This is a genomic window from Streptomyces sp. NPDC090045 (genome assembly GCF_044747975.1).
GTDB lineage: Bacteria > Actinomycetota > Actinomycetes > Streptomycetales > Streptomycetaceae > Streptomyces.
This window is the reverse complement of the sequence record NZ_JBIVFA010000001.1, coordinates 978,862-996,418: the sequence shown is the minus strand read 5'-3', so window position 1 is coordinate 996,418 and position 17,557 is coordinate 978,862. Positions and strand designations below refer to the sequence as shown.

Here is a 17,557-nt window from a genome sequence, read left to right as displayed (position 1 = left end):
CCGTATGAGGGGTCCCTCCCCCGAGGGAGGGTGCTGCCGGTGGCACGGGCCCCGCACCGACGGTCGGAGGCCGGCGCAGCCGGGCGAAGCCCGGGAGGCCGCCTGCGGCCGAGCGGTGCGAGCACGGCGTCCAGAAGGAGCCACGACGGGCGCTGTGTCGGGAGTTCCGCACGCCGTTGTACGGACCGTATGAGGGGTCCCTCCCCCGAGGGGGAGGGGGACTGCCAGGTCAGACGGTCAGAGAACGGTCCGTCGGCTTGACCGGGTACGGGAGGGCGCTGGTGCCGGTCAGGAAGCGGTCCACGCCGCGGGCGGCCGAGCGGCCTTCCGCGATGGCCCAGACGATGAGCGACTGGCCGCGGCCCGCGTCGCCGGCGACGAAGACGCCGTCGACGTTGGTCGCGTAGGAGGCGTCGCGGTCGATGTTGCCGCGGGCGTCCAGCTCCAGGCCGAACTGGTCGACCAGACCGTTGGCCTGGTCCGTGCCCGTGAAGCCCATCGCCAGGGTGACCAGCTGCGCGGGGAGGACGCGCTCGGTGCCGGGCTTCTGGACGAGCTTGCCGTCCTCGAAGGCGACCTCGACCAGGTGCAGGGCCTTGACGTTGCCGTCCTCGTCGCCCTCGAAGTGGGTGGTGGAGACGGAGTAGACCCGCTCGCCGCCCTCCTCGTGCGCGGAGGTGACCTTGTAGAGCATCGGGAAGGTCGGCCACGGCTGGTTGGCGTTGCGGTCCTCGCCCGGCTTCGGCATGATCTCCAGCTGCGTGACCGAGGCCGCGCCCTGGCGGTGGGCGGTGCCCACGCAGTCCGCGCCGGTGTCGCCGCCGCCGATGACGACCACGTGCTTGCCCTCGGCCGTGATGGGGGGCGCCATGAAGTCGCCCTCCTGCACCTTGTTCGCGAGCGGCAGGTACTCCATCGCGAAGTGGATGCCGTTCAGCTCGCGGCCCGGGACCGGGAGGTCGCGGGAGACCGTGGCGCCCGCCGCGATGACCACCGCGTCGAACCGCTTGCGCAGGTCGGTGGCGGTGATGTCGCGGCCGACCTCGATGCCGGTACGGAACTTGGTGCCCTCCGCACGCATCTGCTCGATGCGGCGGTTGATGTGCACCTTCTCCATCTTGAACTCGGGGATGCCGTAGCGCAGCAGGCCGCCGACGCGGTCGGCGCGCTCGTACACCACCACGGTGTGGCCGGCCCGGGTCAGCTGCTGGGCCGCGGCGAGACCCGCCGGGCCGGAGCCGATGACGGCGGCCGTCTTGCCGGAGAGGCGCTCCGGCGGCTGCGGGGTGACGTTGCCGTTGTCCCAGGCCTTGTCGATGATCGAGACTTCGACGTTCTTGATCGTGACGGCCGGCTGGTTGATGCCGAGGACGCACGCCGACTCGCACGGGGCCGGGCAGAGGCGCCCGGTGAACTCCGGGAAGTTGTTCGTGGCGTGCAGGCGCTCGCTCGCCGCCGACCAGTCGTCGCGGTACGCGAAGTCGTTCCACTCGGGGATCAGGTTCCCGAGCGGGCACCCGTTGTGGCAGAACGGGATGCCGCAGTCCATGCAGCGGCCGGCCTGCTCGCTGATGATCGGGAGCAGCGAGCCCGGAACGTAGACCTCGTTCCAGTCCTTCAGCCGGTCGGCGACAGGACGGGTACAGGCGGTCTCGCGCTGGGTGGTGAGGAAGCCCTTCGGGTCAGCCATGGGTCGCCGCCTCCATCATCTTCTCCGTGGTCTCGGATTCCGAGAGTCCGGCGAGCTCAGCGGCGTCCTTGGCGGCGAGCACTGCCTTGTACGTGGTCGGGATGATCTTGCTGAAGCGGTCCACCGCGACGGACCAGTCAGCCAGGAGCTTCGCGGCCACGGTCGAGCCGGTCTCCTCCTCGTGGCGGCGCACCACATCGTGCAGCCACTGCTTGTCGGTGTCGGACGGGGCCTCTACGGCGCCCGCGTTGCCGACGTTGACGTTGTTCGGGTCGAGGTCGATGACGTACGCGACGCCGCCCGACATGCCGGCCGCGAAGTTGCGGCCCGTCTCGCCGAGGACGACCGCGGTGCCGCCGGTCATGTACTCGCAGCCGTGGTCGCCCACGCCTTCCGAGACGACCAGGGCGCCGGAGTTGCGGACGCAGAAGCGCTCGCCGGTGCGGCCGCGCAGGAACATCTCGCCGCCGGTGGCTCCGTAGCCGATGGTGTTGCCGGCGATGGTGGAGTACTCGGCGAGGTGGTCGGCGCCGCGGTCCGGGCGGACCACGATCCGGCCGCCGGAGAGGCCCTTGCCGACGTAGTCGTTGGCGTCGCCCTCCAGGCGGAGGGTGATGCCCTTCGGCACGAAGGCGCCGAAGGACTGGCCGGCCGAACCGGTGAAGGTCAGGTCGATCGTGTTGTCGGGCAGGCCCGCGCCGCCGAACTTCTTGGTGACGTGGTGGCCGAGCATGGTGCCGACGGTCCGGTTGATGTTGCGGATCGCGACCTGGGCGCGGACCGGCTGGGCGCTCTCGGCGGAGTCGGCGTTCAGCGCGTCGGCGGCGAGCTCGACGAGCTCGTTGTCGAGCGCCTTCTCCAGGCCGTGGTCCTGCTCGATCAGGGCGTGGCGCACCGCGCCCTCGGGCAGCTCCGGCACGTAGAAGAGCGGCTCCAGGTCGAGGCCCTGCGCCTTCCAGTGCGTGACGGCCTTCGTCGTGTCGAGGAGCTCGGCGTGGCCGACGGCCTCCTCGATCGTACGGAAGCCCAGCTCGGCGAGGAGCTCGCGCACCTCCTCCGCGATGAACTCGAAGAAGTTGACGACGAACTCGGGCTTGCCCGAGAAGCGGTCGCGCAGGACCGGGTTCTGCGTGGCGATGCCGACCGGGCAGGTGTCCAGGTGGCAGACGCGCATCATGACGCAGCCGGAGACGACGAGCGGCGCGGTCGCGAAACCGAACTCCTCGGCGCCGAGCAGCGCGGCGATGACCACGTCGCGGCCGGTCTTGAGCTGGCCGTCCGTCTGGACGACGATCCGGTCGCGCAGCCCGTTGAGCAGCAGGGTCTGCTGGGTCTCGGCGAGGCCGAGCTCCCAGGGGCCGCCCGCGTGCTTCAGGGACGTCAGGGGAGACGCGCCCGTACCGCCGTCGTGGCCGGAGATGAGGACGACGTCCGCGTGGGCCTTGGAGACACCCGCGGCGACCGTGCCCACGCCGACCTCGGAGACCAGCTTCACGTGGATGCGGGCGACCGGGTTGGCGTTCTTGAGGTCGTGGATCAGCTGAGCCAGGTCCTCGATGGAGTAGATGTCGTGGTGCGGCGGCGGGGAGATCAGGCCGACGCCCGGGGTGGAGTGCCGGGTCTTGGCGACCCACGGGTAGACCTTGTGGCCGGGCAGCTGGCCGCCCTCGCCGGGCTTGGCGCCCTGCGCCATCTTGATCTGGATGTCGTCCGCGTTGACCAGGTACTCGGAGGTGACGCCGAAGCGGCCGGAGGCGACCTGCTTGATCGACGAGCGCCGCGCCGGGTCGTACAGGCGGTCCGGGTCCTCGCCGCCCTCACCGGTGTTGGACTTGGCGCCCAGCTGGTTCATGGCGATGGCGAGGGTCTCGTGCGCCTCCTTGGAGATGGAGCCGTACGACATGGCGCCGGTGGAGAAGCGCTTGACGATGTCGGAGACCGACTCGACCTCGTCGAGGGGGATCGACGGGCGGTCGCTCTTGAAGCCGAAGAGGCCGCGGAGCGTCATGAGGCGCTCGGACTGCTCGTTCACGCGGTCCGTGTACTGCCGGAAGATGTCGTACCGACGGTTGCGGGTGGCGTGCTGGAGGCGGAAGACCGTCTCCGGGTCGAACAGGTGCGGCTCGCCCTCGCGGCGCCACTGGTACTCGCCGCCGATCTCCAGCGCGCGGTGCGTGGCCGCGATGCCGGAGACGGGGTACGCCTTGGCGTGGCGGGCGGCCACCTCCTTGGCGATGACGTCCAGGCCGGCGCCGCCGATCTTCGTGGCGGTGCCCGCGAAGTAGGTGCCGACGAAGTCCTCGTTGAGGCCGACGGCCTCGAAGACCTGGGCGCCGCGGTAGGAGGCGACGGTGGAGATGCCCATCTTGGACATGACCTTCAGGACGCCCTTGCCGAGCGCGTAGATCAGGTTCTTGATGGCCTGCTCCGGCTCCAGGCCGGTCAGGAAGGTACCGGCGCGCAGGAGGTCCTCGACGGACTCCATGGCCAGGTACGGGTTGACCGCGGCGGCGCCGTAGCCGATCAGCAGCGCGACGTGGTGGACCTCGCGGACGTCACCGGCCTCGACGAGCAGGCCCACCTGGGTGCGCTGCTTCGTGGCGATGAGGTGGTGGTGCACGGCGGAGGTGAGCAGCAGCGACGGGATCGGCGCGTGCTCGGCGTCCGAGTGGCGGTCCGACAGGACGATCAGGTGCGCGCCGTTCGCGATGGCCGCGTCGACCTCGCCCCGGATCTCCTCGATCCGCGCGGCGAGCGCCTCGCCGCCGCCGGAGACCCGGTAGAGGCCGGAGAGCGTGGCGGCCTTCATGCCGGGCATGTCGCCGTCGGCGTTGATGTGGATGAGCTTGGCCAGCTCGTCGTTGTCGATCACCGGGAAGGGCAGGGTGACGCTGCGGCAGGACGCGGCGGTCGACTCCAGCAGGTTGCCCTGGGGGCCGAGCGAGGACAGCAGCGAGGTGACGAGCTCCTCGCGGATGGCGTCCAGCGGCGGGTTGGTGACCTGCGCGAAGAGCTGGGTGAAGTAGTCGAAGAGCAGCCGGGGGCGCTCGGACAGGGCCGCGATCGGGGAGTCCGTACCCATGGAGCCGAGGGGCTCGCCGGCGGTACGGGCCATCGGCGCGAGGATGACGCGCAGCTCTTCCTCGGTGTAGCCGAAGGTCTGCTGGCGGCGGGTGACCGAGGCGTGGGTGTGCACGATGTGCTCGCGCTCGGGCAGGTCCGACAGCTCGATCTCGCCGGTCTCCAGCCACTCCGCGTACGGGGCGGCGGCGGCCAGCTCGTTCTTGATCTCGTCGTCCTCGATGATCCGCTTCTGGGCGGTGTCGACGAGGAACATCTTGCCGGGCTGCAGGCGGCCCTTGCGGACGACCTTGGCCGGGTCGATGTCGAGCACGCCGACCTCGGAGCCGAGGACGACGAGGCCGTCGTCGGTGACCCAGTAGCGGCCGGGGCGCAGACCGTTGCGGTCGAGGACCGCGCCGACCTGGGTGCCGTCGGTGAAGGTGACGCAGGCCGGGCCGTCCCAGGGCTCCATCTGGGTGGAGTGGTACTTGTAGAACGCGCGGCGGGCCGGGTCCATGGAGGTGTGGTTCTCCCACGCCTCCGGGATCATCATCAGCACGCTGTGCGGGAGCGACCGGCCGCCGAGGTGGAGCAGCTCCAGGACCTCGTCGAAGGAGGCCGAGTCGGAGGCGTCCGGGGTGCAGATCGGGAAGATCCGGTCCAGCACGCCGTCGCCGAAGGCCTCGGAGGCCAGCTGGGACTCGCGGGCCTTCATCCAGTTGCGGTTGCCCTTGACCGTGTTGATCTCGCCGTTGTGCGCGACGAAGCGGTACGGGTGGGCGAGCGGCCAGGACGGGAAGGTGTTCGTGGAGAACCGCGAGTGGACCAGGGCGAGCGTCGAGGCGAAGCGACGGTCGGAGAGGTCGGGGAAGAAGGGCTCCAGCTGGCCGGTGGTCAGCATGCCCTTGTAGACGATGGTGCGGGCGGAGAGCGACGGGAAGTAGACCCCGGCCTCGCGCTCGGCGCGCTTGCGCAGCACGAAGGCCTTGCGGTCCAGCTCGATGCCGGTCGTCCCGTTGCTCACGAAGAGCTGGGAGAAGGCCGGCATGGTGGCGCGGGCGCCGTTGCCGAGCAGGTCCGGGGTGACCGGGACCTCGCGCCAGCCGAGAACGGTCAGGTTCTCCTGGGCGGCGATGGCCTCGATCTGCTCCACGGCGACGGCCTGTGCGGTGCCGTCGGCGGGGAGGAAGGCGATGCCGACGGCGTACGCGCCGGCCTCGGGGAGCTCGAAGCCGGCCACCTCGCGCAGGAACGCGTCCGGGACCTGGCTGAGGATTCCGGCGCCGTCGCCCGAGTCCGGCTCGGAGCCGGTCGCGCCGCGGTGCTCGAGGTTCCGCAATACGGTCAGGGCCTGCTCAACGAGGGTGTGGGTGGCCTCGCCGGTGAGGTTCGCCACGAATCCGACGCCACAGGCGTCCTTCTCGTTGCGCGGGTCGTACATGCCCTGCTGGGCGGGGCGACCGTCCATGGGCGACCAGGCGGTGGTGCTGAGCCCGGTCGCGGAGTGCGTGGATGCGGAACGCATCGGCTCTCCCGTCGTCGTCGTGGCATATGTGCATAGCCGAGGGACGACGTTGGCCCTCTGCGAAATTTCGTGCAGATTACATGATGACGACAATCCCGAGAAGCGGATACGTCATTCCAGCATGCGGACACTGCACGAGGCAGAAAGAGCGGACTTCCGCGGCACGCCAAGGGGTTTTCGCGGGGCGGAGGTCCGGACACAGGACGGGCATCGTTGCCCGGAGTCCTGGTCTGATTCCCGGCGGACACGGAATCGAAACCGCCGGGTAACGGACTACTTATGTTGCGCACTGCATAGTGTCTCACTCCAGCCGCGGTCAGCCTATGGCTCCACCGATCCAGGTTCCCAGGATGTACGTCACACCGGCGGCCGCGCCACCGAGGACCAGCTGGCGCACGCCGCTGTACCACCAGGACCGGGCGGTGACCCGGGAGACCACCGCGCCGCAGGCGAAGAGCCCGGCCAGCGCGAGCAGCACCGCGGGCCACAGGGCCGTGGCGCCGAGCAGGTACGGCAGTACGGGGAGCAGCGCGCCCAGCGCGAAGGAGCCGAAGGACGAGACCGCGGCGACGAGCGGCGAGGGCAGGTCGTCGGGGTCGATCCCGAGCTCCTCGCGGGCGTGGATCTCCAGCGCCTGCTCCGGATCGCGGGACAGCTGCATGGCGACCTCGCGGGCGAGCATGGGCTCGACCCCGCGGGAGACGTAGAGCTCGGCCAGCTCCTCCATCTCGTCGACCGGGTGCTTGCGCAACTGCTGCCGCTCTATGTCCAGTTCCGCGAGGACCAGCTCGCGCTGCGAGGCGACGGAGGTGTACTCGCCGGCCGCCATCGAGAAGGCGCCGGCCGCGAGGCCCGCCAGCCCGGTGATGACGACGGTCTGCGGGGCGACGGCGCCGCCGGCCACACCGGTCATGAGGGCGAGGTTGGAGACGAGGCCGTCCATGGCACCGAAGACGGCCGGGCGCAGCCATCCGCCGTTGACGTCGCGGTGGGTGTGGTTGTCCCGGTGCGCGGTGTGCAGCGGTGCTTCGATGTCGATGATGGACATGCCGAGATATCTCCCCATTTGTGCGAACGGGTGCCGCGAGACACCCCGCTCCCCCTGAACACCTCGAAACTACGCACGATTTCTGCCGCCCGCCAGCAAGGAAGGCCGTACTTACCTGCGGTTTTGTGGGTCGGCGACCGGGTGACGACGGGCTGCGCGGGGTGTTTCGCGACGAGCGACAAACCACATGCCGTGGCACAAATCCCCCAAGGGCTCATGATGAGCCCCATCCAATGTGGGAGAGGCGCGCCATGGAGCCGGTGAAGCTGATTGCATGCAATCCGCAGGTCCTCCTCGAACGGGCCAGGGGCGCTCTTCTCGGGCTCGCGGTGGGCGACGCGCTGGGCGCCCCCGCGGAGAACATGAAGCCGTCGGAGATCCGGGCCAAGTGGGGCCGCATCGAGGGGTTCGTGTCGGAGGACCCGGCGGGCACGGACGACACCGAGTACGCGATCTTCTCCGGGCTGCTGCTGGCCCGTCACGGCTCGGCGCTCACGGTCTCCCACGTGGAGCGCGCCTGGCACCACTGGATCGCGGACCTCGACGAAGGCCCGTTCCGCGGCGCCGGGTTCTCGGAGCGCGGCACCCTCGAAAACCTCCGCCGGGGCCTGGCCGCCCCCATCTCGGCCCAGCACCGGCACGCGTGGTCGGACGGTCTCGCCATGCGGGCGGCGCCGTTCGGGGTCTTCGCGGCCGGCCGGCCCGCCGAGGCGGCCCGGCTGGTCGCCATCGACGGCACGGTCAGCCACGACGGCGAGGGCATCTACGGCGGCCAGGCGGTGGCGGCGGGCGTCGCCGCGGCGATGGCCGGCGGCAGCCCTGCGTCCGTGGTCTCGGCGGCCCTGTCCGTGATCCCGTCCGACTCGTGGACGGCCCGCTCCCTGCGCCGGGCGGTCACCGCCGCTCCGCGCGGGGAACGGGCGGTGCGCTCGGCGGTGGTCATCGGCGGCTACCCGTGGACGGACCTGGCGCCCGAGGCCGTCGGCCTCGCCTTCGGCGCCTTCGCCGCGTGCCGGGGCGACTTTCCCTCCTCGGTCCTGACCGCGGTCAACATGGGCCGCGACGCGGACACCACGGCGGCGGTGGCGGGCGCGCTGTCCGGCGCGATGTCGGGCGCCGCCGCGATCCCCGCCGCCTGGTCCTCGGCCATCGGCCCGGTCCGCGGCAGCTGCCTCCCCTCGATGCGGGGCTACCACGTCCTCGACATCGCGGACCTCCTCACCCCCGAATACGAGGCCCCCCGATGACACCCCCGCCCGCCCCGGCAGAACCGGACCCCCGCCACCGGCCGCAGGCAGCGCTGACCGATACCAACGGAAACCGAGGGGCCGGGGGCCCGCCCCCGGAGCGGAACCCGGCCCCGGCAACGGCACCGGAGCCCGGCGGCCGGCCGCGCGCAGCGCTGGCCGATCTCTCGGCGGGCCCGACCGCGCCGGCAGAGCCGGACCCCCACCACCAGCCACGCGCAGCGCTGAGCGAGACCAACGGAAACCGGGGGGCCGGGGGCCCGCCCCCGGAGCGGAACCCCGCCGCAGCGACGGCACAGGAGCCCGGCGGCCGGCCGTGCGCAGCGCTGGCCGAGGCCGACGGGAGCAGGGGGGCCGGGGGGCTGCCCCCGGTTTCGGGAAGGGGCGGGGTGGGGGGAGTCTTCGCCTCCGCCGACGGCCCGCACCCGGCTCCCCGTACATCCGCGGGCGCAAGCGGAGCCACGGCCGGGGGCCGAGCCCTCGCCGCAGGCGAAGCAGGAGCCGTGGCCGTGGCCGGAGTGGGGAGCGGGGCCATGGCGGTGGCCGGGGGCGGGCCCCTGGTCGGGGTGGCGCGCGGGTGGGCCGGGGACGTGGCCTTCGGGGTGCTCGGTGCCGGGCCGGGCCTCCGTATCGCCGGGGTCCGGGTCGTCGCGCGGCCCGCCGCATCCGTCGAGCCCCCCGCAGGGGCCCGGCGGATCGAGGGCCTCCTCCTCGGCCTCGCCGCAGGCGACGCGGCCGGGTGGCCCGCCGCCCGCCACCGCGCCAGCCGGATGCCCGAGTGGACCCGCCGTCTCACCCGCGAGCTCGACACCTTCGCCGAGCAGAACGCCACCACCACCCTCCCCGTCCCCATCGCCCTCAACCAGCCCCCCGAGCCCCTGCGCCTCGGCCCGTCCGACGACGCCGAGTGGGCCGCGTTCGTCGCCGAGTCCGTACTCACCGCCGCCGGCGTCCTGCTCAGCGACCTGTCCCGGTCCCGCCGCATGCGCGCCGCCATCGACCTCGCGTGGAACGCCCTGGCCTCCGAGGTCGCCGCCGCGGCGGAACGCGCGCCCGAGGTCGAGTCCGCCGTCCTCCCCCTCCGCGCCCGGATCTCCGTCCGCGCCGGCCTCGGCAACCTCGCCACCGGCCTGCGCCCGCCCGCCACCGGCCACGACAACCCGCACTACTTCGACGACGCCGCCTGCATCCGCGCCTGCGTGCTCGCCGTCGTCCACCCCGGCGACCCCTTCGCGGCGGCCGACCTCGCCGAGTTCGACGCCCGCTACACCCAGGACGGCGACGGCGTCCACGGCGCCCGCGCCATGGCCGCGGCCATCGCCACCGCCCTCGCCACCGCCGACGTCGACGCCGCCGTCGAGGCCGCCCTCGCCCAGCTCCCCGAGGCCACCGAGATCGGCCGCAACGCCCGCCACGCCGTGGACCTCGCCCGTACCCGCACGGACGGCGGCGGCGCCTTCGCCATCGTCCCCATCCTCGAACACGAGATCGTGGACCACGTCTACAGCTACGGGATCGCCGCCGCCGAGACCGTCCCCGTGGCCCTCGCCCTCGCGACCGCCGCCCGCGGCCGGGTGACCGAGGCCGTTCCGGCGGCCGCCTGCCTGTCCCGCGTCGCGGACTCCGCCCCCGCCCTCGCCGGCGCCCTCACCGGCGTGCTCGGCGGCGGCGATTCGATCCCCGCCGCCTGGCGCGAGGCCTGCCGCACCCTGTCCGGCTGCGCCCTCCCCCGCCTCGCCGGCACCGACCTCGTGGAACTCGCCGCGCTCCTCGCGCGTACGGAACTCACCTCACCCAAACCGCAAGGGATGATTCGGACATGACGCTCACGTTGGAGGACCGGGCCTGCGGCGCTCTCGTCGGAGCCGCCGTCGGCGACGCGCTCGGCGGCCCGGTGGAGGGCTGGACCCCGGACCAGATCGTGGAACGGCACGGCGGCCGCGTGCACGGCATCGTCGGCCCGTGGCACGAGAACTGGCGCACGGCCCGCCCCATCGCCCCGTACCACAAGGGCGACGGACACGTCACGGACGACACCCTGATGACGCACGCGCTGGTCCGCGTGTACGAGGCCGTACGGGACCACCTCGACTCCCACGCGATCGCCGAGCACCTGGTCCCCGACCTGATGAACAACCCCCGCTGGATCCCCGAACTGGAGGCCGAGGCCCTGCCGTTGCAGCGGATCTTCCTCGCCGAGAAGTGGATCGTGACCCGGCTGCACTACGCGCACGTCGACCCCCGCGAGGCCGGCAGCGGAAACATCGTCAACTGCGGGGCCGCGATGTACATGGCGCCGGTGGGCCTCGCCAACGCGGGCAACCCGGCGGGCGCGTACGCCGAGGCGCTCGACATCGCCGGCGCGCACCAGTCCTCGTACGGGCGGGAGGCGGCGGGCGTGTTCGCGGCGGCAGTGGCCGCCGCGTGCGTGCCCGGGGCGACGGCCGCCTCCGTGGTGGACACGGCCCTGTCCCTGGCCAAGGACGGCACGCACGCCGCGATCGCGGCCGTCCGGGAAGCGGCCGCCGCCCACCGGGACTTCGAGTCGGCGCTGGCCCCGCTGCGGGCGGCGGTGGCCCCGTACGACTCGGTCGGCCCGGACTACCGCAACCCGTCACTCGGCGCCCGCCGCCCCTCCCGCCTCCACGCCATCGAGGAACTCCCGATCGCGCTGGGGATGCTGCTGGTCGCGGGCGGCGCGTACGAGACCTCGGTGCTCGGCTCGGTCAACTACGGCCGGGACTGCGACTCCATCGCCACCATGGCGGGGGCGATCGCCGGGGCCCTGGGCGGCGAGGCCGCGGTCCCGGCCGTCTGGGCCAAGCAGGTCGCCGAGGCCAGCCGCCTCGACCTGCACGCCCCGGCGCTGGCGATGGCCGCCGTGGCCCGCGAGGTCTTCGCCCTCGACCGGGACCGCCGCCGGACCCACGAGTCGGCCTTCACCGCGATCTCGGCCCCGCGGTGACGGCATCCGCGGCCTGCGCCCCGGACTCCGTCCGGCTCACGTGGGCCCAGCCCGAGGACCTCGTCGGGCACGAGCTGCGCCAGGCTGCCGAGGACGGCCGGAACCCGGAGCCCGCCCGGCGCGCCTGGCTGGCGGCGGGCGGCAGCCCGGCCCCGGACCGCGCCGGCGCCTCCCCGACCCCGGCGCCGCCGGAGCTCCGCGCCCTCGCGGTCGGCCTGCTGGACGAACTCGCCGCGCAGACCTCCCCCCTGGCCGCCGCCGAACCACAGCCCTGGCAGGCCATCGTCGCAGCCTGCCCAAACTGGCCCCCAACCGCAGCACAGCCCCCCGCCACCCCGGCCGAACACACACCGTCCACACCCCCCACCACCCCAGCCACGATGCAGGCCCCCGCCCGGAACCGGCCGCAGGCAACCGGGCCTGACCGGGACCCCGCCGGACACCGGCCAGCCTCCCACCCCGGCGCCGCGGCCGGGCACCGCCGGGAACCCGGCGGCCACCAGCCGTCCGGGCACGACCAGTCCGCACACCCCGCCGCCCCGGCCGCACAGTACGACCCCGCCCGGGCCGGACACGACGCGCCGAGCCGGCCGCAGGCCACCCGGCAGGACCTGGATCTGCGGACCCGGCTGGAAGCCGCCTGGTTGGGGCGGGCCGTCGGGTGTCTGCTCGGCAAGCCCGTCGAGAAGCTCCCCCTGGAGGGGATCCGGGCGCTGGCCCGCGCCACCGGCAACTGGCCGCTGAACGACTGGTTCAGCGAACGCGGCGTACCGCCGGAGGTGCTGGCCGCGTACCCCTGGAACCGCCGCTCCGCCCCCACCTCGCTCGCCGAGAACATCGACGGCATGCCCGAGGACGACGACCTCAACTACCCGCTGATCGGCCTGCTCCTGCTCCAGCGGCACGGCAAGGGCTTCACCACCGCCGACGTGGCCCGCCTCTGGCTCGACGAGCTGCCCGCCGGGCGGACCTTCACCGCCGAGCGCATCGCGTACCGCAACCTCCTGCTGGGGCTGGAGCCGCCCGCCACCGCCAACCACCACAATCCCTTCCGCGAATGGATCGGCGCCCTCATCCGCGCCGACGTCCACGGCTGGACCAACCCGGGCGACCCGGCCGCCGCCGCGGCCCAGGCGTACCGGGACGCCGTCCTGACCCACACCGGCAACGGCGTCTACGCCGCCCTCTTCATCGCGGCCGCCACCGCCGAGGCCGCCACCGGCCGGGCGGACGTCCACACCGCGCTCCGGGCCGGGCTGGCCGTCGTACCGCCCCGCTCCCGCCTCGCCGAGGCCGTCCGCCTCGGGATCCGGGCGGCCTCGGACGAGGCCGACTTCGACCTCGTCGTCGACCGGCTGCACGCACGCTTCGGGCACTACCACTGGGTCCACGCCGTCCCCAACACCGCCCTGATCGCGGCCGCCCTCACCCACGCCGACGGGGACTTCACCCGCTCCGTCTGCCGCGCCGTGTCCGGCGGCTGGGACACCGACTCCAACGGGGCCACCGCCGGCGCCCTCGCCGCGCTGGTCGCGGGCTCCCCCGGCGCCCTCCCGCACCGCTGGACCGCTCCCCTCAAGAACCGTCTCGCCACCACCGTCCCCGGCTTCGACGGCATCGGCTTCGACGCCCTCGCCCACCTCACCGCACAGGAGGCAGCACGCTCATGACGGCAATCGCCGTGCTCGGCAGTACGAACATGGACCTCGTCGCCTACGTCCCCAAGGCCCCCCGCCTCGGGGAGACCGTCACCGGCCGGGCCTTCCGCACGGTCCCCGGCGGCAAGGGGGCCAACCAGGCCGTCGCCGCCGCGCGCTCCGGCGGGGAGGTGGTGATGATCGGCGCGGTCGGGACCGACGAGTTCGGCGTACGGCTGCGCTCCGCGCTCACCGCCGACGGGATCGACACCGCGGCCCTGCGCACCGTCGAGGGTGCCAGCGGCACCGCCCACATCACCGTGGACGACGAGGGCGGCAACAGCATCATCGTCATCCCCGGCGCCAACGCCCGCGTCACCGGCCTGGAGGCGGGGGACGAGGCCCGGATCGCGGCCGCCGGATCCCTCCTCCTCCAGCTCGAACTCCCCCTCACCGCCGTCCTCGCCGGTGCCCTCGCCGCCCGCGCGCACGGCGTCCGTACGGTCCTCACGCCGGCCCCGGCCCAGCCGCTGCCCCCCGAGCTCCTCGCCACCACCGACCTCCTGGTGCCGAACGAGCACGAGGCGGCGGCCCTCACCGGCCTCACCGACCCCGGCCAGGCCGCCGAGGCCCTGCTGAACGACGTGCCCGAGGTGGTGATCACCCTCGGCGCGGCCGGAGTCCTGTACGCCGCCCGCGGCCGTGCGCCCCTCGCCGTGCCCGCGCCCCGGGTCCGGGCCGTGGACACCACGGCCGCCGGGGACACCTTCGTCGGCGCCCTCGCCGTGGCCCTGGGCGAGGGCCGGCCGATGCCCGACGCCCTGCGCTGGGCCTCGGCGGCGGCCGCACTGTCCGTCCAGCGGCACGGCGCCCAGGACTCGATGCCCACCCGCACCGAAACGGACGCCTTCGCCGCGGCGCGGCCCGGAGCCGCCTCGTGACGAGCACCGGGCCACTGGCAGGGCTGCGCGTGCTCGACCTGGCCACGCTGTTCGCCGGACCGCTCGCCGCCACCCTGCTCGGCGACTTCGGCGCCGAGGTCGTCAAGGTCGAGCACCCCGGCATCCCCGACCCCTCCCGCGGCCACGGACCGGCCAAGGACGGGATCGGCCTGTGGTGGAAGCTGCTTGGCCGGAACAAACGGACGATGACCCTCGATCTGTCCACCCCCGGCGGACGGGACACCCTGCTGCGCCTGGCCGCCACCGCCGACGTGGTCATCGAGAACTTCCGCCCCGGCACGCTGGAGAAGTGGGGCCTCGGCTGGCCCGAGCTGTCCACCGCCAACCCGCGCCTCGTCCTGGCCCGCGTGACGGCCTTCGGCCAGCAGGGCCCGTACGCCCACCGCCCGGGCTTCGGCACCCTGGCCGAGGCGATGAGCGGTTTCGCCGCGATCACCGGGGAACCGGACGGGCCGCCGACCCTGCCGCCCTTCGGGCTCGCCGACTCGATCGCCGCGCTGACCACCGCGTACGCCGTGATGACGGCCCTGGCCGGGCGGGACCGCACCGGGCACGGGCAGGTCGTGGACCTGGCCATCATCGAGCCGATCCTCACGGTGCTCGGCCCGCACCCGCTCTGGTACGACCAGCTCGGCTACGTCCAGCCCCGCACCGGCAACCGCTCCGCGAACAACGCCCCCCGCAACACCTACCGCAGCGCCGACGGCCGCTGGCTGGCCGTTTCCACCTCCGCGCAGTCCATCGCCGAGCGGGTCGTACGGCTGGTCGGCCGGCCGGAGCTGATCGCGGAGCCGTGGTTCGCGTCCGGGGCCGGCCGGGCCCGGCACACGGACGTCCTGGACGAGGCGGTCGGCGGGTGGATCGCCCGGCACAAGGCCGAGGAGGTCGTCGCCGCCTTCGAGGAGGCCGAGGCGGCCGTCGCCCTGGTGTACGACGTCCGGGACGTGATGGCCGACCCGCAGTTCGCGGCCCTCGACACGGTCACCGAGATCGAGGACCCGGAGCTGGGCCCGCTGCGGATGCAGAACATCCTCTTCCGGCTGTCCGAGACCCCCGGCGGGATCCGCTGGGCCGGCCGCCCGCACGGCGCGGACACCGACGAGGTCCTGACCGAGCTCGGGCTGACCCGGGCCGAGATCACCGCGCTGCGGACCGAGGGGGCCCTGTGATCCTGACCTGGCTGTACGCACCCGGCGACCGCCCCGCGGTGGTCGCCAAGGCCCTCGGCTGCGGGGCGGACGCCGTGATCGTCGACCTGGAGGACGCGGTACCGGTATCCCGCAAGGAGTACGCCCGCGCCGCCACCGCCGAGCTCCTCAGCGAGCGGCCCCAGGTCCCCGTGCACGTCCGCGTCAACGCCCTGGACTCCCCCTGGGGCGGCGCCGACCTCAACGCGCTCGGCGGGCTGCGCGGGCTCGCCGGGCTGCGGCTGCCCAAGATCAGCGCCCCGGAGCAGATCGGCGCCATCGCCGACCGGACCGGCGGGGTCGGCCTGCACGCCCTGCTGGAGTCGGCGCTGGGCGTGGAGCGCGCGTACGAGATCGCCCGCGCGCACCCCGCCCTGCGCGGGCTCTCCCTCGGCGAGGCGGACCTGCGGGCCGATCTGGCCGTGAGCGCGGAGACGGGGCTGGACTGGTGCCGGTCGCGGGTGGTGGTGGCGGCGCGGGCGGCGGGGCTGGCGCCCCCGGCCCAGTCGGTGTTCCCGGACATCCGGGACTTGGAGGCGCTGGCCGTCTCGTGCGTCCGCGGGCGGTCGCTCGGCTTCCTCGGCCGGGCGGCGATCCATCCGCGCCAGCTGCCGGTGATCGAGCGGGCCTACGTTCCGGCACCGGAGGAGATCACGGCCGCCGAGGAGGTCCTCAGCGCCGCCCGGGCCACCCCGGGCGCCCTGGCCCTGCCCGACGGCCGGTTCGTGGACCCGGCCGTCGTGGCGGCGGCCCACCGCACCCTGGTCCTGTCCCGGCGAATGGCTACGCGTTGAGTGCCGACCAGAGCCACTGGCCGCCGACGCGGACGTAGAGCCGCTTGTTGGCGGAGTCCACGGCCATGGTGCCGTCGAGCGGCGGGCGGGTGAAGGAGGCGTCGGTGACGGGGCCGGGCACCAGCCGCAGCGGGGGGTTCGGCGCGTTCTTGACCGGGATCGTGCCGGTGGCCTGGGCGCCGAGGGTGCCGTAGCTGTTCTCCACCCGGAAGTCCCCGGTGGAGGACTGCTCGTAGTAGATGTGGGTGCCGGTGGGCGCGGTGCCGTACAGCCCGACGACGTTGCGCAGCACGGCGGTGGAGCCGGGTCCCGAATACAAGGCCACGCCCGCGTTGACGGTGGCCCGGTCCCGGTTGGCGATGACCACGTTCTCCAGCGCGCTGGAGCTCGCCGCCCAGCTGATGATGTTCCGCGCAGTGGCCGGGGTGCCGGCCGCGAAGTCGCCCGCGTAGCAGTAGATGTGGTTCGCGTAGACGTGCTTGCAGCCCGCGTCGGTCTTCAGGTGCGGGCCGCCTCGCATCCGGGAGGTCTCGAACTTGCAGTCCGTGAGGTAGATGCCGTTGGGGTTGTTGGTGGTGACCGCGCCCTGACCGATCCACAGGGCGCCGGTGCCGAAGGCCTCCAGGCGGCAGCCGACGAAGTGGATCTGGTTGATGTTGTCCTTGCTGTGGCCCCAGGCGCCCTCGGTGGCCGAGGAGGCGTTGCGCAGCCAGATGTTGGGCTGGGTGGTGCTGCCGGTGGAACCGGTGCAGTCCTCGATGACCAGGTTGGTGAAGCGCGAGTCCCAGAACTCCACGGCGTCGATGCACATGTCGTTGTTCGACGACATGAAGACGTCGCGGAAGGCGGAGTTGTTGTTGTAGTACAGCTCCACCAGCAGCCCGGTCTTGCGGTTGCCGTTGAAGCCGAGGTTCTCCACGGCGCAGTAGCGGCGGTGCGTGGCGCCGGTGGAGTAGGCCGCTCCCGTCCCGGACATCCGCAGCAGGATGCCGTCTCCGCCCTTGACCAGAGTGGCGGCCTTCGCCCCGGCGCCGACGAGGCGGATGCCGTCGGCCTTGACGGCCAGGGCCGGGGCGCCGGCGGCGGGCTTGACCAGGTACTTCCCGACGGGGAAGTACACGGTGCCGCCACCGGCGGCGGCTGCCGCGTCGAGTGCTCGCTGGACGGCAGCGGTGTCGTCGGCGGCTCCGTCGCCGACCGCGCCGTGGCCCTTCACGTCGAACCAGTCCGGCGTGCCCGCGCCCGCGGCCGCGCCCGCTGCGGTGGCCGGCGCGCCACCGGATATCACCGCGGCTCCGGCCAGTCCCGCCACGGCTCCGGTCAGCAGGGCCCGGCGGGCGGTCTTCGGCAGCTGTTCGGTCATGGTCTCCCCCTCGTGACGACGGTCATCGGAGATGATCATGTCAGTCGGCACCGACAGACGAAGAGGGGTGCCGCGC

The 17,557-nt window shown here is 73.4% G+C and carries 11 protein-coding genes; 7 read left to right on the top strand and 4 right to left on the bottom strand.

The annotated features are described in order from the left end of the window. Positions 1–229: 229 nt before the first annotated feature. From ACIPYQ_RS04550 to ACIPYQ_RS04540, 3 genes are all read right to left on the bottom strand, one after another. The gene (locus ACIPYQ_RS04550; protein WP_401245958.1) at positions 230–1,690 is read right to left on the bottom strand and encodes a glutamate synthase subunit beta; all 1,461 of its coding nucleotides are present in this window, start codon (positions 1,688–1,690) and stop codon (positions 230–232) included. Next, the gene (gene gltB / locus ACIPYQ_RS04545; RefSeq protein ID WP_401246126.1) at positions 1,683–6,221 is read right to left on the bottom strand and encodes a glutamate synthase large subunit; all 4,539 of its coding nucleotides are present in this window, start codon (positions 6,219–6,221) and stop codon (positions 1,683–1,685) included. Before gltB ends, ACIPYQ_RS04550 begins: the two co-directional genes overlap by 8 nt. A 373-nt stretch (positions 6,222–6,594) precedes the next feature. Beyond that, positions 6,595–7,326, bottom strand: a complete 732-nt coding sequence (locus tag ACIPYQ_RS04540) for a VIT1/CCC1 transporter family protein (RefSeq protein ID WP_361758898.1) — start codon at positions 7,324–7,326, stop codon at positions 6,595–6,597. 260 nt (positions 7,327–7,586) lie between these two features. Here ACIPYQ_RS04540 and ACIPYQ_RS04535 point away from each other — a divergent pair, with 260 nt between their 5' ends. From ACIPYQ_RS04535 to ACIPYQ_RS04505, 7 genes are all read left to right on the top strand, one after another. After that, positions 7,587–8,573 (top strand): ADP-ribosylglycohydrolase family protein, encoded by a 987-nt coding sequence (locus ACIPYQ_RS04535; protein ID WP_383575509.1) that lies wholly within the window; start codon positions 7,587–7,589, stop codon positions 8,571–8,573. A 509-nt stretch (positions 8,574–9,082) separates the two neighbouring features. Then, positions 9,083–10,396, top strand: a complete 1,314-nt coding sequence (locus ACIPYQ_RS04530) for an ADP-ribosylglycohydrolase family protein (RefSeq protein ID WP_401245955.1) — start codon at positions 9,083–9,085, stop codon at positions 10,394–10,396. Continuing rightward, entirely contained in the window at positions 10,393–11,538 is a 1,146-nt protein-coding gene (locus ACIPYQ_RS04525; protein ID WP_401245953.1) for an ADP-ribosylglycohydrolase family protein, read from the top strand. The genes ACIPYQ_RS04530 and ACIPYQ_RS04525 overlap by 4 nt, the downstream gene beginning before the upstream one ends. Then, positions 11,535–13,208 carry an ADP-ribosylglycohydrolase family protein gene (locus ACIPYQ_RS04520; RefSeq protein WP_401245951.1) on the top strand — a complete coding sequence of 558 codons (1,674 nt, stop codon included), beginning with the start codon at positions 11,535–11,537 and terminating at the stop codon, positions 13,206–13,208. The genes ACIPYQ_RS04525 and ACIPYQ_RS04520 overlap by 4 nt, the downstream gene beginning before the upstream one ends. Then, positions 13,205–14,116, top strand: a complete 912-nt coding sequence (gene rbsK, locus ACIPYQ_RS04515) for a ribokinase (protein WP_401245949.1) — start codon at positions 13,205–13,207, stop codon at positions 14,114–14,116. The genes ACIPYQ_RS04520 and rbsK overlap by 4 nt, the downstream gene beginning before the upstream one ends. Further along, positions 14,113–15,306, top strand: a complete 1,194-nt coding sequence (locus ACIPYQ_RS04510) for a CaiB/BaiF CoA transferase family protein (RefSeq protein WP_401245947.1) — start codon at positions 14,113–14,115, stop codon at positions 15,304–15,306. The genes rbsK and ACIPYQ_RS04510 overlap by 4 nt, the downstream gene beginning before the upstream one ends. Further along, a complete protein-coding gene (locus tag ACIPYQ_RS04505) occupies positions 15,303–16,118 on the top strand; it encodes an HpcH/HpaI aldolase/citrate lyase family protein (RefSeq protein ID WP_401245945.1) in 816 nt (271 codons plus the stop codon). Before ACIPYQ_RS04510 ends, ACIPYQ_RS04505 begins: the two co-directional genes overlap by 4 nt. On the opposite strand, the gene ACIPYQ_RS04500 is transcribed toward ACIPYQ_RS04505, so the two are convergent. Further along, positions 16,108–17,481 (bottom strand): glycosyl hydrolase family 28-related protein, encoded by a 1,374-nt coding sequence (locus tag ACIPYQ_RS04500; RefSeq protein ID WP_401245943.1) that lies wholly within the window; start codon positions 17,479–17,481, stop codon positions 16,108–16,110. The genes ACIPYQ_RS04505 and ACIPYQ_RS04500 overlap by 11 nt on opposite strands. Positions 17,482–17,557: the final 76 nt, after the last annotated feature.